Annotated in this window: 12 protein-coding genes; all 12 read left to right on the forward strand. The window is 44.1% G+C overall.

From position 1 onward, the window contains the following. The first annotated feature begins 29 nt into the window (after nucleotides 1-29). The 12 genes from VFDL14_RS03720 (at nucleotide 30) to VFDL14_RS03665 (ending at nucleotide 12,925) form a co-directional block, all read left to right on the forward strand. Entirely contained in the window at nucleotides 30-875 is an 846-nt protein-coding gene (locus tag VFDL14_RS03720) for an ExeA family protein (RefSeq protein WP_032552995.1), read from the forward strand. After that, nucleotides 872-2,059, forward strand: a complete 1,188-nt coding sequence (locus VFDL14_RS03715; protein ID WP_032552996.1) for a tetratricopeptide repeat protein — start codon at nucleotides 872-874, stop codon at nucleotides 2,057-2,059. The genes VFDL14_RS03720 and VFDL14_RS03715 overlap by 4 nt, the downstream gene beginning before the upstream one ends. Further along, on the forward strand, nucleotides 2,049-3,773 hold the full coding sequence (locus VFDL14_RS03710) for a GspE/PulE family protein (RefSeq protein WP_032552997.1): 1,725 nt from the start codon (nucleotides 2,049-2,051) through the stop codon (nucleotides 3,771-3,773). Before VFDL14_RS03715 ends, VFDL14_RS03710 begins: the two co-directional genes overlap by 11 nt. 11 nt (nucleotides 3,774-3,784) lie before the next feature. Continuing rightward, entirely contained in the window at nucleotides 3,785-5,008 is a 1,224-nt protein-coding gene (locus VFDL14_RS03705) for a type II secretion system F family protein (RefSeq protein WP_032552998.1), read from the forward strand. A 3-nt stretch (nucleotides 5,009-5,011) separates the two neighbouring features. Further along, nucleotides 5,012-5,464, forward strand: coding sequence for a hypothetical protein (locus VFDL14_RS03700; protein WP_032552999.1), 453 nt, complete (start codon nucleotides 5,012-5,014; stop codon nucleotides 5,462-5,464). Between the two features lie 82 nt (nucleotides 5,465-5,546). After that, on the forward strand, nucleotides 5,547-6,122 hold the full coding sequence (locus VFDL14_RS03695; RefSeq protein WP_032553000.1) for a prepilin-type N-terminal cleavage/methylation domain-containing protein: 576 nt from the start codon (nucleotides 5,547-5,549) through the stop codon (nucleotides 6,120-6,122). Nucleotides 6,123-6,154: 32 nt separating this feature from the next. Continuing rightward, nucleotides 6,155-6,634 carry a type II secretion system protein gene (locus VFDL14_RS03690; protein WP_032553001.1) on the forward strand — a complete coding sequence of 160 codons (480 nt, stop codon included), beginning with the start codon at nucleotides 6,155-6,157 and terminating at the stop codon, nucleotides 6,632-6,634. Nucleotides 6,635-6,775: 141 nt separating this feature from the next. Further along, nucleotides 6,776-7,267: a prepilin-type N-terminal cleavage/methylation domain-containing protein gene (locus tag VFDL14_RS03685; RefSeq protein WP_032553002.1), complete on the forward strand. Its 492-nt coding sequence runs from the start codon at nucleotides 6,776-6,778 to the stop codon at nucleotides 7,265-7,267. Next, the gene (locus VFDL14_RS03680) at nucleotides 7,264-7,833 is read left to right on the forward strand and encodes a type IV pilus modification PilV family protein (RefSeq protein WP_032553004.1); all 570 of its coding nucleotides are present in this window, start codon (nucleotides 7,264-7,266) and stop codon (nucleotides 7,831-7,833) included. The genes VFDL14_RS03685 and VFDL14_RS03680 overlap by 4 nt, the downstream gene beginning before the upstream one ends. Continuing rightward, nucleotides 7,833-8,573, forward strand: a complete 741-nt coding sequence (locus tag VFDL14_RS03675) for a prepilin-type N-terminal cleavage/methylation domain-containing protein (RefSeq protein ID WP_032553005.1) — start codon at nucleotides 7,833-7,835, stop codon at nucleotides 8,571-8,573. Before VFDL14_RS03680 ends, VFDL14_RS03675 begins: the two co-directional genes overlap by 1 nt. After that, entirely contained in the window at nucleotides 8,563-8,994 is a 432-nt protein-coding gene (locus VFDL14_RS03670) for a hypothetical protein (RefSeq protein WP_032553006.1), read from the forward strand. The genes VFDL14_RS03675 and VFDL14_RS03670 overlap by 11 nt, the downstream gene beginning before the upstream one ends. 4 nt (nucleotides 8,995-8,998) lie before the next feature. Further along, nucleotides 8,999-12,925, forward strand: coding sequence for a DUF6701 domain-containing protein (locus VFDL14_RS03665; RefSeq protein WP_327196345.1), 3,927 nt, complete (start codon nucleotides 8,999-9,001; stop codon nucleotides 12,923-12,925). The last annotated feature ends 43 nt before the right edge of the window (nucleotides 12,926-12,968 follow it).

The raw sequence follows: 12,968 nt of genomic DNA on the forward strand, positions 1-12,968 counted from the left end.
CGATGGCGGCATCATAGAGGTGAGCAACTATGTATCAAGCTCACTTTGGTTTTGAACAGTCGCCATTCTCTCTAACGCCAGATACGGATCTTTTTTATGGCTTAGCACCACATTTTGAAGCGATTCAGACGGTGCTCTCGGCACTCGATATGGGTGAAGGGGTCATTAAGATCACTGGTGAAGTTGGGACGGGTAAAACGATGGTTTGTCGTATGTTGATAAACCATTTAGGTGACAATACGGCATTAATCTATCTGCCTAATCCAGTGTTGTCCGGAGATGATTTGAGATACGCCGTCGCTAAAGAGCTTGGTCTCGATATCCAAAACAAAGCCATGCTGGTGGACGAGATCCAGCATAGGTTGATTGAACTGAACGGCTCTGGGAAAAGAGTGGTGGCGATTTTGGATGAAGCTCAGGCGTTATCGGATGAAGCGCTAGAAACACTGCGACTATTCGGTAACTTAGAGACGGAATCGACCAAGTTGCTGCAGATTGTATTGTTAGGTCAGCCCGAGCTCGAAACTCGTCTAAACGCACATCATCTAAGACAGTTTCGTCAGCGTATCTCCTTTAGCTCTTGTTTACGAACACTGAACCTCGATGAGACGGTGGCCTACATCGATAATCGAATCAGTAAGTCTGGTGGTTCATCAACTCTGTTTAGTTTGAACCACAAGAAAGCGATTTGGCGATCGAGTAGAGGTGTACCAAGGCTTATCAATCAACTCTGTCATAAAGCGCTGTTAATGGCCTTTAGCGAACATAAGCAGACCGTAGAAAACCAGCACCTGTTTTCAGCGATGCATGAAACCTATGATGTATCGAAACCTAAGTTTAAAAAGCCAATTTTGTGGGGTTGGAGTGAATCATGAGTACCATAAATAACGCCTTATCAGAATTGGCCAAGAAAGAATCCAAAGTGGCGATTGAAGCTGCTGAGGTGCCAAAGATAAAAACACGTTCACCATGGATTTGGGTGACTGCTGGCTTCTCGTTGAGTTTAGCGATGGGCGGATGGGCAGTGTCTCAAGGGCCAAGTGTTGAGTCAGAATCTGTTGCGCTAACTGGTTCGGTAAATGATGAAATAACCTCAAATGAAGTTGTTTCAGCACCGGTATTAGCAGAGTCTCCGACAAAAAAAATGGTGGTAACAGAATCACAACTTGTGTCTGAAAAAACATTGGCTAAAGCGGACTTATCAACCTCAAGCGTCAAACCAGCGACAATACCGGTTGTAGCATCATCAGAGCCTGTAAAAGCTAGCCAAGACAAAGTCAGTGTTGCAAAAACTGCTGATGTACCGGTGGCTACAACGACACAAAAACCTGTGTTGTTGGCAAGCACAAAAGCAACCAACACTCCGGCGAATGAGTCAGTAACTCAAACGAAAGCTCTTGCACCTGAAGCAACTTCAACTTCGGAAGAGACAGCGGGTGGGATCGTTGTTGAGCAGGTTGAGCTTACTCCGGAGCAATTGGCCGCTAATGCTGTTGGTCGAGCTAAGAAAGCGCTTGATGCCAACAATCTAAATGGCGCACTACAAGGCTTTACTGAAGCGTTGCGCTACACACCTCGTGATGAAGAAGTTAGACAGAAGCTTGCAATACTCTATTTTGGTAAAGGCGATACGCGAAGAGCCTATGAGCTACTGCAAGCAGGCATTCGCTTGAATAACGATAGTGAAGCATTGCGATTAGGATTATCAAAACTGTTAGTCAAAGCAGATCAAGCTGAGGCAGCACTTAGCCCGTTGTTGCATTTACCTAACAATGCATCGAAAGAATACCTCGCGATGCGCGCGGCCCTAAGTCAAAAAGCTCAGCAAGAAACAATCGCGCTAGAGAGTTATCAAAAACTGACCGAAATAGAGCAAGACAACGCACGCTGGTGGTTAGGTTTAGCCATTCAACAAGAACGCCAACTGATGTTTGAACAGGCAAAACAGTCTTATCAAAATGCACTGGTTCGTGTCGGCATCTCATCACAATCTCAAAGTTTTATCCGCGATAGGCTAAAAGTAATCTCAGACCTAGAGGGCGCCAAGAATGCAAATTAGATTAAGAAAAAGACTCGGTGACCTATTAGTTGAAGAGGGTATTATTACTGAGGCGCAAGTGGAACAAGCGCTTGCTGCTCAAAAAAGCTCAGGTCGAAAGTTGGGTGATGCGCTTATTGAGCTCGGATTTTTGTCTGAACAACAGATGCTGAGCTTCTTGTCGCAACAGCTTGATATTCCTCTTATCGATTTAAGCCGTGCTGCGGTCGATGTTGAAGCGGTACAACTGCTTCCAGAAGTTCATGCTCGACGTCTTCGTGCGTTGGTTATTGGTAGACAGGGCGACACGCTGCGTGTTGCGATGAGTGATCCTGCAGACCTGTTTGCTCAAGAGGCACTTCTTGGCCAATTAGGTGATTACGCGCTGGAGTTCGTGGTTGCTCCTGAGCGCCAATTGGTTGATGGTTTTGATCGTTACTACCGTCGTACCAAAGAGATAGCGTCTTTTGCTGAGCAACTGCATGCCGAGCACCAAGTTAATGAAGCCTTTGATTTTGATATCGCTGAAGAAGACAGCGATGAAGTCACGGTTGTTAAGCTGATTAACTCGCTATTTGAAGATGCGATTCAGGTTGGAGCTTCCGATATCCACATTGAGCCTGATGCTAACGTACTGCGCTTGCGTCAGCGTATTGATGGTGTGCTGCACGAGACACTGCTTAACGAAGTGAATATTGCATCTGCTTTAGTTTTGCGTTTGAAGCTGATGGCGAACTTGGATATTTCTGAGAAACGTCTCCCACAAGATGGCCGCTTCAACATTCGTGCTAAAGGTCAATCGGTGGACATTCGTATGTCGACCATGCCAGTACAACACGGCGAATCTGTGGTTATGCGTCTACTTAACCAATCAGCAGGTCTACGTAAGTTAGAGTCTTCAGGTATTCCTGCAGACCTCTTGGTTCGCCTGCGCAAACAGCTGCGTCGACCACACGGCATGATTTTGGTAACGGGCCCAACAGGTTCTGGTAAAACGACGACTCTTTATGGTGCGCTGAGTGAGCTCAATGAGCCGGGTAAGAAGATCATCACTGCAGAAGATCCGGTGGAATATCGCTTACCACGTATTAACCAAGTTCAGGTTAACCCTAAAATCGACCTCGACTTCTCTACTATCCTAAGAACCTTCCTACGTCAGGATCCCGACATCATCTTAATTGGTGAGATGCGTGACCATGAAACGGTCGAGATTGGGCTGCGTGCTGCATTAACCGGTCACTTGGTATTAAGTACTCTTCACACCAATGATGCTGTTGATAGCGCTCTGCGTATGATGGATATGGGGGCTCCGGGTTACTTGGTGGCTAGTGCAGTGCGTGCGGTAGTTGCTCAGCGACTGGTTCGTAAGGTGTGCAGCGACTGTAAGGTTGAGGATGAGTTAGATGATGCTCGTAAGCAGTGGCTCAGTGAGCGATTCCCGAATCAAGTTTCTGCATCATTTGTCAAAGGTCGCGGTTGTCAGAACTGTAACCTAACAGGTTATCGTGGCCGAATTGGTGTTTTTGAAATGTTAGAGCTTGAGCAAAATATGATGGATGCCCTACGAGCCAATGATGCAGTGGGCTTTGCTCAAACAGCAAGACGCTCTGAAAACTATAAACCACTACTCGCATCGGCGATGGAACTGGCGTTGCAAGGGGTAGTGAGTCTAGATGAAATCATGCACCTTGGTGAAGGTGATGCTTCTGGCTCGACAGACCCAATCTTGTTGTAGAGGTATAGAGTATGCCAACTTATCGTTATGTTGGTCGCGGTTCCGACGGGCGTCAGGTTTCCGGGCAATTAGAAGCAAATAGTGAAGAGCTTGCTGCTGAAAGTTTGATGGGTAAAGGGATCATTCCAACCTCGATTAAACTCGGAAAAAGTGGTGAGTCTGTATTGGAGATGGATGTCTCTAGTCTGTTCTCTCCAAACGTTCCCTTGGAAGTTTTGGTGCTTTTCTGTCGTCAACTATATAGCTTGACCAAAGCTGGTGTGCCTTTGTTGCGCTCTATGAAGGGGCTCACACAGAACTGTGAGAATAAGCAACTTAAAGCCGCCCTTGAAGAGGTAAGTACCGAGCTTACCAATGGTCGTGGTCTTTCAGCATCGATGCAGATGCACCCTAAAGTGTTTAGTCCGTTGTTTGTTTCAATGATCGGGGTTGGTGAAAACACGGGTCGACTGGATCAGGCCTTGCTTCAACTTGCCGGTTACTATGAGCAAGAGGTTGAGACTCGTAAGCGAATCAAAACGGCGATGCGTTACCCAACTTTCGTGATCAGCTTTATCTTGGTCGCGATGTTTGTTTTGAACATCAAGGTGATTCCTCAGTTCACAACCATGTTCGCTCGTTTTGGCGTTGATCTGCCACTGCCCACTCGAATTTTGATTGGTATGTCGGACTTCTTCGTCAACTACTGGGTGTTTATGGTTGGCGTAATTGTCGGTTTGATTTTCGCGTTCAAGACTTGGGTGAAAACTGATAAAGGCTTAGAGACATGGGACCGATTCCGTCTCAAGATGCCGGTGATCGGTGGAGTGGTTAACCGAGCGCTGTTATCACGTTTCTCACGAACCTTTGCTCTGATGCTTAAAGCGGGTGTGCCATTGAACCAATCTCTGGCTCTGTCAGCAGAAGCTTTGGATAACCGATTCTTAGAACTGCGTGTCCAAGAGATGAAGTCAGCCATTGAAGCAGGTAGTACCGTTTCATCTACGGCCATTAATAGCGAAATTTTCACACCACTAGTGATACAAATGATTTCAGTGGGTGAAGAGACAGGTCGTATTGATGAGCTACTCCTAGAGGTGTCAGATTTTTATGACCGAGAAGTGGATTACGATTTGAAGACCCTGACAGCGCGTATCGAACCTATCTTATTGGTGATCGTTGCAGGTATGGTGCTGATACTGGCTCTGGGTATTTTCTTGCCGATGTGGGGCATGCTCGATGCAATCAAAGGTTAGTGAATGATAAATAACCTACGACGCTCACGTTTTGTCATTTGGAGTGTGGTTATTCTGTCTATTATTACTGGGTTGTTGACCGCGTGGCGCTCGGTAGAAACTGAGGCGACGAACACCGCCTTGATAGTGGCGAGCAAGCGTATATTAGACCGCGCTAACCTTTATAAGCAGCAGTATCTTCTGAATGGTCATCGACAAATGAACGACTTAGGAGAGCCACTCAGTTATAGCCGAACAGGTTGGTTATTACCTATTGATCAGAGCGATGTAAGCTGTGATTATTGGTTAGAGCAGTTATATCCTGATGGACGAGTTTTAGGTTTAGATAGTCCTAAAATTGAGAACTTGAGCGATCAATTTGAGTACCACTGTCGCTACCAATATACCGAAAAACACCAAATAGAGATTTTACTCAAAGGTGAACGTTTTCGCGTTAAGGCCAATATTTTGGCTTAGTAAAAATATTGACAGTTTTCCTATGGTTTTATGGGCGTGCATATGTATAATGCGCATTAGTAATTAGATGGGAAGGTAGAAAATGCTTAAAAATCAAAAGGGTTTCTCCCTTGTCGAATTAGTTATCGTGATTGTGGTTGTCGGTTTATTGGCTGTTGCAGCGCTACCTAAATTTCTAGATGTGACTGACGAAGCGAAAAAATCGAGCATTGAAGGTGTCGCTGGTGGCTTTGCGACGGCAGTTTTGTCGGCTCGTGCGCAATGGGAAGCAGAAGCTCGCCCAACAACGACAATTGGGGTTGAAACATACAATACTGTAAATTATGATGGTGTTGATTTTTGGTTAACAAGATCGAAGAACAGTAACAATGTAGATACTGATTTTCGTGATGGCTATCCTTGGGCAATCAATGAAGATTCAACTTCATTTCCACAAAGCCTAACTAACGTAATTTGTTCTGAGCTGATGGATAATCTACTGCAAAACCCACCAAAAGTAGGGGATGTAGATGTAGTGGCGAGTGACAGCAACTACAAGTACTCAGCGGAAGCGAATACAAGCGATGCGACCTGTACTTACGTTCAACTAGAAGGTAATACTGGACATCAGTTTGTTTATGAAGTCAAAACTGGTCGTGTGACCGTAACGTTGCAGTAACACTGCATTATAAACATAGAGAGAGCTAAACTATGAAAAAACAAGGCGGTTTCACCCTAATCGAATTAGTGGTAGTGATTGTTATCCTAGGTATTCTTGCTGTAACTGCAGCACCACGTTTCCTAAACCTGCAAGATGATGCAAAAAATGCAACGCTGGAAGGTCTAGCTGGCGCTATCCAAGGTGCATCAGGCATTATTTATGGTAAGTCGGCAATTGATGGTATTGAGGCAAACGCATCAGGCGCTGTAAGTGCTGGTGGCGCAACAGTTAATGTTGCATTCGGTTACCCTGAAGCAACATCTACAGCTATTGCTGCAATCGTACAAGGCATTGGTTCTGATTCAAGCGATGACTTTACATTCATCAAAGATGTTACAGCCGGTAGTGTCGTAACATTCGGTATCAAAGATTACAAAACTAGTTGTGTAAAATACACAGAAGCTGCTGACGCTAATACAGCTCCAGTAATCGTAGTTACAGATACTGCTTCTGAATGTACTGCACCATAGTTTTAGACTTTACCTCGAGGCCAGCTCCTGCTGGCCTTTTTTCTATCTACTACACATTACTGTTAAAACAATTGGTAGTAATACCGTCCTATATATCAATATCTTGTATACTCGAAGTCACACCGTAGTGAGAGGTTTGTGATGAAGAAAAGTCTCCCAAGTAAAGGCTTTACCCTTGTAGAGCTGATCATTGTCATCATCATACTCGGCATCATTTCTACTTTTGCTGCGAGCCGTTTCGTCGGTACTTCAAGCTTTTCTACATTCTCAGCTCAAGAGCAGGCCATCTCGGTTATCCGTCAGATCCAAGTCAATCGAATGCAGTCAAACGTGTCAGCGGCCAATGATAGTTTTCGACTGGCCATCAATAGCGACTGTTTAGGCTCCGTCACAGCTTGTAATCTTAACCTCGCTAATTCAACCCAAAGACAGCAAGCAGAAGCGCGCAGCGACCATGTCCGCGAAGACGGAATCACCTTTACTCCAGCTAACACTGTGGTTGATTTTGATCTACTAGGTAACCCATCAGTCAGTTCTGGTGTCAACATTACCATTAACTCCACCACCTCTAGTAACAGCGCTCAGGTCTGCATTAACTCACAAGGTTATGTGAGTGAAGGAGCCTGCCTATGATGCGTGTACGTGGCTTTACTCTTATAGAAAGTATCGTAGTGATTGTCGTACTGGGTATCGCTATGGTGACTATTACCAGCTTTCTTGTCCCACAAGTCGCAAGTTCGGCTGACCCACAGTATCAAAATCGATCCGTTGCACTAGGGCAGAGCTTGATGAATCAAATTCTAGCGAGAGGGTTTGACGAGCACAGTGATTTTGACGGTGGCTCAATACGCTGTGGCGATGCAGGCGCGACAGCGTGTACCAACCCTGACGATTTAGGTGTTGATGGTACAGAGTCCATGCCTGCCTCTTTTAACGATATTGATGACTACATTGGGTGCTGGTATACGGCCTCAACTCAATCAGCTTGTCAGTCCACGCCAACGTATGAGTTGGCCAACATCCTCGATGAGAATATTGCAGGAAGCTACGCGAACTTCCGTGTAGAAATCTCTGTGTTTTACGATCAAAACATGGATGGTATTAACGATAACGCCATCGGTACTCTTAAGCGAGTAGAGCTCAATATATTCGGTGGCAATAACCAATATACTTTGGCTGCGTATAAGGGGAACTACTGATGAAGAATCGTGGTTTTACCCTAATTGAGATGATTGTGACCATCGTAGTGGTTGGGGTGATTGGATTAGCTATCGCAGGTTTTGTTGAGTACGGAATGAAAGGCTACGCTGAGACCATTGACCGCCAAAAAGTCCAAGTAAAAGGACAGTTTGTGGTTGAGAAGATGTCTCGCGAGATCAGTCACGCAGTGCCCAACAGCTTTGATACAAGTATTACACCTGCCTCGGCGTTTGCTCAGAAGTGTTTAACGTTCTACGCCATCAAATATTCAGGCTTTTATCATTATGATGAGAACAGCAACAACCTAGATTTCATTATCGGGCAAGATACTCCCATCCTCGACAACGATGATTATTTAATCATAAACCCAACCACTTATGCTGACTTGGGCGCAGGTTCGACAAAACGAATTCTAGTGTCAGGACTGGTATCTACAAATAATGTATTTACTGCGACTTCGGTTAATTTGAGCAGTCAATCGGTTGCGCTACGCCACTATATATATGACAGCAGTGATTCTGTTAGTTACTGTTTAGTGAATAACACGACAGAAAACCAGGGCGTGATCGAGCGTAATGGTATAAGAGTCGCAGATAGTATTAACTTCGCAGAAAGTAGTTTTCGATATGAAGAGCCAAGTTTGCAGCGTGGCGGGGTCATCCATATAGACTTAGTCCTCGAACAAAATAGTGAGATCAGTGTTTACCAACAAGATGTGCAGGTACTCAATGCGCCATAAAAAATCGAATCAACAGGGCAGTGTTTTAGTTATCGCCATATTTGTGATTGTGGTGATGGGCTTTCTTGCTACGTCACTTGTTCAAGTTCAGTGGAGCAACCACGACACTTTGACTCGCAAGCAGCTCGGTACACAAGCATGGTTGTTGGCACACTCTGCCAATGAGTGGGCATTGACTCAGGTGTATCCGCTCACCGTTTCTCCTGCAGTTTCGTCAAGTGTAAGAACGGTTTGTACCAACTTAAATGCCAATCAGGTTAGCCACGGTATGTCGACGATCTGCAATGTGAACTCACTTACTTGTGATGAGATTGGGGTTCTAGATGGCGTCGGCTTTTTCAAAATTGAATCAACAACAACCTGTGGCTCTGGTATTAATCAAGTGCAGCGTATTCAAGAAGTTTGGGTGAGAGGGGAATAATTTGATGAAACAATTATTGATTGGGTTGTTACTACTCACTTTTTCTCAGTTGTTGTCAGCCAATACTAATACTAACCCTCAATTTGAATTTGGCACGATTCCAGCGGATAAATGTATCGTTCAAGGACCAGCGGTTACGTGTGATATTGAATTTGAGAACTCTTACAGCTCACCTCCTTTAGTTTTTGTTATGTCGACAATTAATGCTAGTCGTTCAGACTTTACGACAAAAACGACAGAATACCCTTCTGATCTCCGAGTTTGGTCTATTTCATCGACTCAGGCAACGATAAAGCAGCTACTTCCGCCCCATTATGCGGCGTGTGTTCGTTTGAGACAGAATAACAAAGGGCAGTGGCGATGTAGCACTAATGCCAGTGATCCTTTAGTGGAGTACGTTGATGCTCCAATGGAAAATATCGATTATTTGGTCATTGAACCTGGCGTACTGGAGTTTGATAGTGGGGCGAAGTTAGTCGCAGGAACCGTTGATTATAACCGTACTTATTCCAATGCAGGTGGTGGTTCTAATAAGAGTAAGTCGGTGCGATTCAGTGATTTTGGCTTATCATCCAATTTTAGCTCTTCTCCGGGCGTTTTAGTACAGATTCAAAGCTTGAGCAATATGCAAGGTAGCACTCCTGTTTGGTTAACCCCAATTGCTCTAAACCCGACAACAAGTGCATTTAATCTAGTCCTTGATCGCTCAGAAGTTTCATCTAATGCTCAGCTTCCTAGTAATGAACAAGTTGCTTTTGTCGCAGGGCTAGGGGAAGGGTTTATAAATGGACAGAAATTTTGGCTTGGTCAAGGATCAACATCAAATACACTGAATATCGATGATAGGGTTATCAAACCAATCACAGAAGGTTGTCAGCTTGTACAAGAATTTTCAGCCTCTGGTTTTTCTGGTATCCCGACATTGCTCGCGTCAAAGCGTACACGTAATGGTAACAATGGCGGCTGGCTGAGGCGCTGTTCAGTATCGAAAAAGGGTGTTGCTTTAATCAACGAGGAAGATTTGACTCAAGATTTTGAACGTGCCCACGTTGTAGAGCCCTATTCGTATTTTCTATTTGATAAGCCTCCATTGTCTGAGATTTGTGAGTTGTTTCCATCGCCCGCTCAAACATGGACTAGTAATAACCATGGATCAATAACCATTGAAAATAATGCAAATATATCAGGAGCTCCTATATCTGGTGGCAAAAGATATATTGGCTTTGCTCAACCTGATGTAACGGATCGCAAAAGCAAGGGGTGTGATGGAACGGAGTGTTTTGGTGATACCGGGTTGCGTGTAACTAAACAACAATTAGAAAGCTTCCAAACTCCAGATTCTGGGTTGGAAACAGTAACGGTACAGAACAACCAAACGAGAACTTTTCAAAATAACGAATCTATTGGGACATTAACTATAAATAGTAATGCGACACTAGTTTTTAAAACAGGGACGTACTGGATTGATAGTATTAATGTCATTGGTGACATAGAAATACCTCCGGGGAACGCTGTTGAAATACATACGAAAGGCTTTGCTTTAAGTAATGGTTCCAATTTCTCGGCGCTAGATGACGGTGAATTAACGGTTTACGTCCACGATCTTAGTTATAACGGTGGCGTTATCCACTCTCGGGTTGATTTAGCAAATAACTCCAAATTTGTCGGTTTATTATATAGTGAAAAAAACGTTATCTTGAATAACAACGCAGTGGTTGAAGGGGCTGTTACTGCAAAAAGCATAACCTTAAACAATGGTTCTGAGATCATAGCCACGAACAAGTGCTTTGAACCTTCTGATGATTACAATATTACAATGACTCCCGAGTCAGATTACTCATTAATGTGCGGTACAGACCAACCAGTATTTACAATCAATACGACAAATAACAATGTTTTAGAGAGTCTGCCTGTTACAGCGAGTATTCTGCCTGCAAGTAACGCAGATGATTTTACTATTGCTGTTCATAATGGAGTTGGTTCCGGTGCGTATCCAAATTTTAATTCTAGTGGTTTATCTGCAAACATAGGGGCGTTACAACTAAAAATTACGGTTAACAATGTTGCCAATATTGATTTGAGTCAGACTTACAGCTTAGTAATAACGATGGATGATGACCCTTCAAAAAGTGACTCAAGCACCATTAAATACGTGCCTTTTAAATTTGCGGTTGATGATCAAAACGTGATTGCTGGAAAAGAATATGATGTCACAGCCAAGGTCTTGGCTTGTAACGATAGTGGTACTACTGTAGTTACTAATTACACTGGGACTCCAACAGTTATGCATACACGTAACCTGCCGACAAGTGGAGTTGACGGATCTTTAGATTACTCCCCTGTTTTTTCTAGCGATGATCAGGGAATAACCCAAGATACTTTCACTATATCTGAGTCTGGCTTGTTTACTGTTAAGCTTACTGATAGTTCTTTTGATTGTTCAGGTGTGGTTGGCTGCCCTATCGATGGTAATAGTCAACTCACGGGCTCTTTTGACGTAGAGTCTCGACCATGGAAGTTGGCTATCTGTGACGTGAAAAATATTGATGGGACGATAGTGAATCCTGCGGAAACAGATGATGTAGATGGTGGGTTTGTTTCTGCAGGCAGCAGTTTTAAAGCGTCTTTTAAACCGATAGTTCACCCTGACTTCTACACTACGCTACCAGTTGATGAGTGTAACTATCAAACTACGTATAATTATTTTACGGAAACAGGTCATATTGCTCCTCTTAAACTGACTTTTGAATTAGCTTATCCAAATACAGGTACCCTGAGTAACTTGGATCCATCCAACTTCCCTGGTGATTATTCATTCATTCCTGGGGACAAGGTGAGTAATGTTCGTCAAAAGACAATTAATTTGTCTTGGCAAGAAGTAGGATCATTGAACTTAAAATCGGATGCTGTTTATTTTGAAGAGAACTTACAACAAGATATTCAGACGATTGGCCGCTTCTATCCTAAGTACTTTGTGCAAGACACCAATGAATGGATTGTTGCAGGCCAAAATAATATTGCGTACTTAAGTCAGCCTTATGACTCTGCGATACATAGAGTTTATCCTATGGCAGCGGGCCAAAGTGATACCGCTAAGGCGCTTAATAACTATCGCTTCTTTAGTTCTACACTCCAAGCTAAGTTTGGTGTTTTGGACGACAGCAACGTAGATAATGACTTCGTGTTAGATACAACGTCAGGAACATGGGATACGAGTCGGGTGAATTGGTTGTTGGACGACGACAACGCTATGTTGAAGCGTCACATGACTGGTAATGTAAGCCGTAGAGACCGTCCGTTTAATACATCAAGCGGAAACGCCACCGTAACCAATTTTGGTTTGACGGTAACTGGTACTGATCCAGTGTCATTCACTGATACAGATCCAGTAACAAGCTCTGCTGCTTTCCCTGTTCAGCCTCCTGCTCGTTATGGACGAATGGCTCTCGATGATATTGGCGGCAACTCTGGAGCGACCTTAACTATTCCACTTCGAGCCGAATTCTGGGACGGTAGTGACTTCGAGGTGAATACAGATGACGATAAGAGCACCTTCAATGATGCAAATTATTGTAAGCAGGTTATCTGGCATAGTGAGAGTAAGACAACAACCAACGCTTCCTTCAATGGTAACGGCACGGTCTCAGATGGTGAAGATGATATCAACGCCAGTCAAAACACAGCGGTTGGTGTGGACTCACCGCGTGAACAAGCTCGTTTGTGGTTGAGAATGGATGATAGTAATCCATCGAAGAAATCGGGTGAAAATGATATTTCATGTTTAGGTAGTAATGAAGGACAAGCATGGTTGCGCTACAACTGGCGACAGCTTGGTGATGAGGATCCTTCCACTGTCGTCACATTCGGTATCTACCGCGGTAACGATCGCGTGATCTACCGAGGAGAAAGTGGTCTAACAGGTCAGCGATAATATAATTTTCACGCGCTAAGTTAGGAATCTGTAAGAAAATGCG

Source organism: Vibrio fortis, assembly GCF_000695685.1.
In the GTDB taxonomy this organism is placed as follows: domain Bacteria; phylum Pseudomonadota; class Gammaproteobacteria; order Enterobacterales; family Vibrionaceae; genus Vibrio; species Vibrio fortis_A.

Coding starts and splice junctions, on each gene's coding strand:
- VFDL14_RS03720 (WP_032552995.1), top strand. CDS start 30: ATGTATCAAGCTCACTTTGGTTTTGAACAGTCGCCATTCTCTCTAACG.
- VFDL14_RS03715 (WP_032552996.1), top strand. CDS start 872: ATGAGTACCATAAATAACGCCTTATCAGAATTGGCCAAGAAAGAATCC.
- VFDL14_RS03710 (WP_032552997.1), top strand. CDS start 2,049: ATGCAAATTAGATTAAGAAAAAGACTCGGTGACCTATTAGTTGAAGAG.
- VFDL14_RS03705 (WP_032552998.1), top strand. CDS start 3,785: ATGCCAACTTATCGTTATGTTGGTCGCGGTTCCGACGGGCGTCAGGTT.
- VFDL14_RS03700 (WP_032552999.1), top strand. CDS start 5,012: ATGATAAATAACCTACGACGCTCACGTTTTGTCATTTGGAGTGTGGTT.
- VFDL14_RS03695 (WP_032553000.1), top strand. CDS start 5,547: ATGCTTAAAAATCAAAAGGGTTTCTCCCTTGTCGAATTAGTTATCGTG.
- VFDL14_RS03690 (WP_032553001.1), top strand. CDS start 6,155: ATGAAAAAACAAGGCGGTTTCACCCTAATCGAATTAGTGGTAGTGATT.
- VFDL14_RS03685 (WP_032553002.1), top strand. CDS start 6,776: ATGAAGAAAAGTCTCCCAAGTAAAGGCTTTACCCTTGTAGAGCTGATC.
- VFDL14_RS03680 (WP_032553004.1), top strand. CDS start 7,264: ATGATGCGTGTACGTGGCTTTACTCTTATAGAAAGTATCGTAGTGATT.
- VFDL14_RS03675 (WP_032553005.1), top strand. CDS start 7,833: ATGAAGAATCGTGGTTTTACCCTAATTGAGATGATTGTGACCATCGTA.
- VFDL14_RS03670 (WP_032553006.1), top strand. CDS start 8,563: ATGCGCCATAAAAAATCGAATCAACAGGGCAGTGTTTTAGTTATCGCC.
- VFDL14_RS03665 (WP_327196345.1), top strand. CDS start 8,999: ATGAAACAATTATTGATTGGGTTGTTACTACTCACTTTTTCTCAGTTG.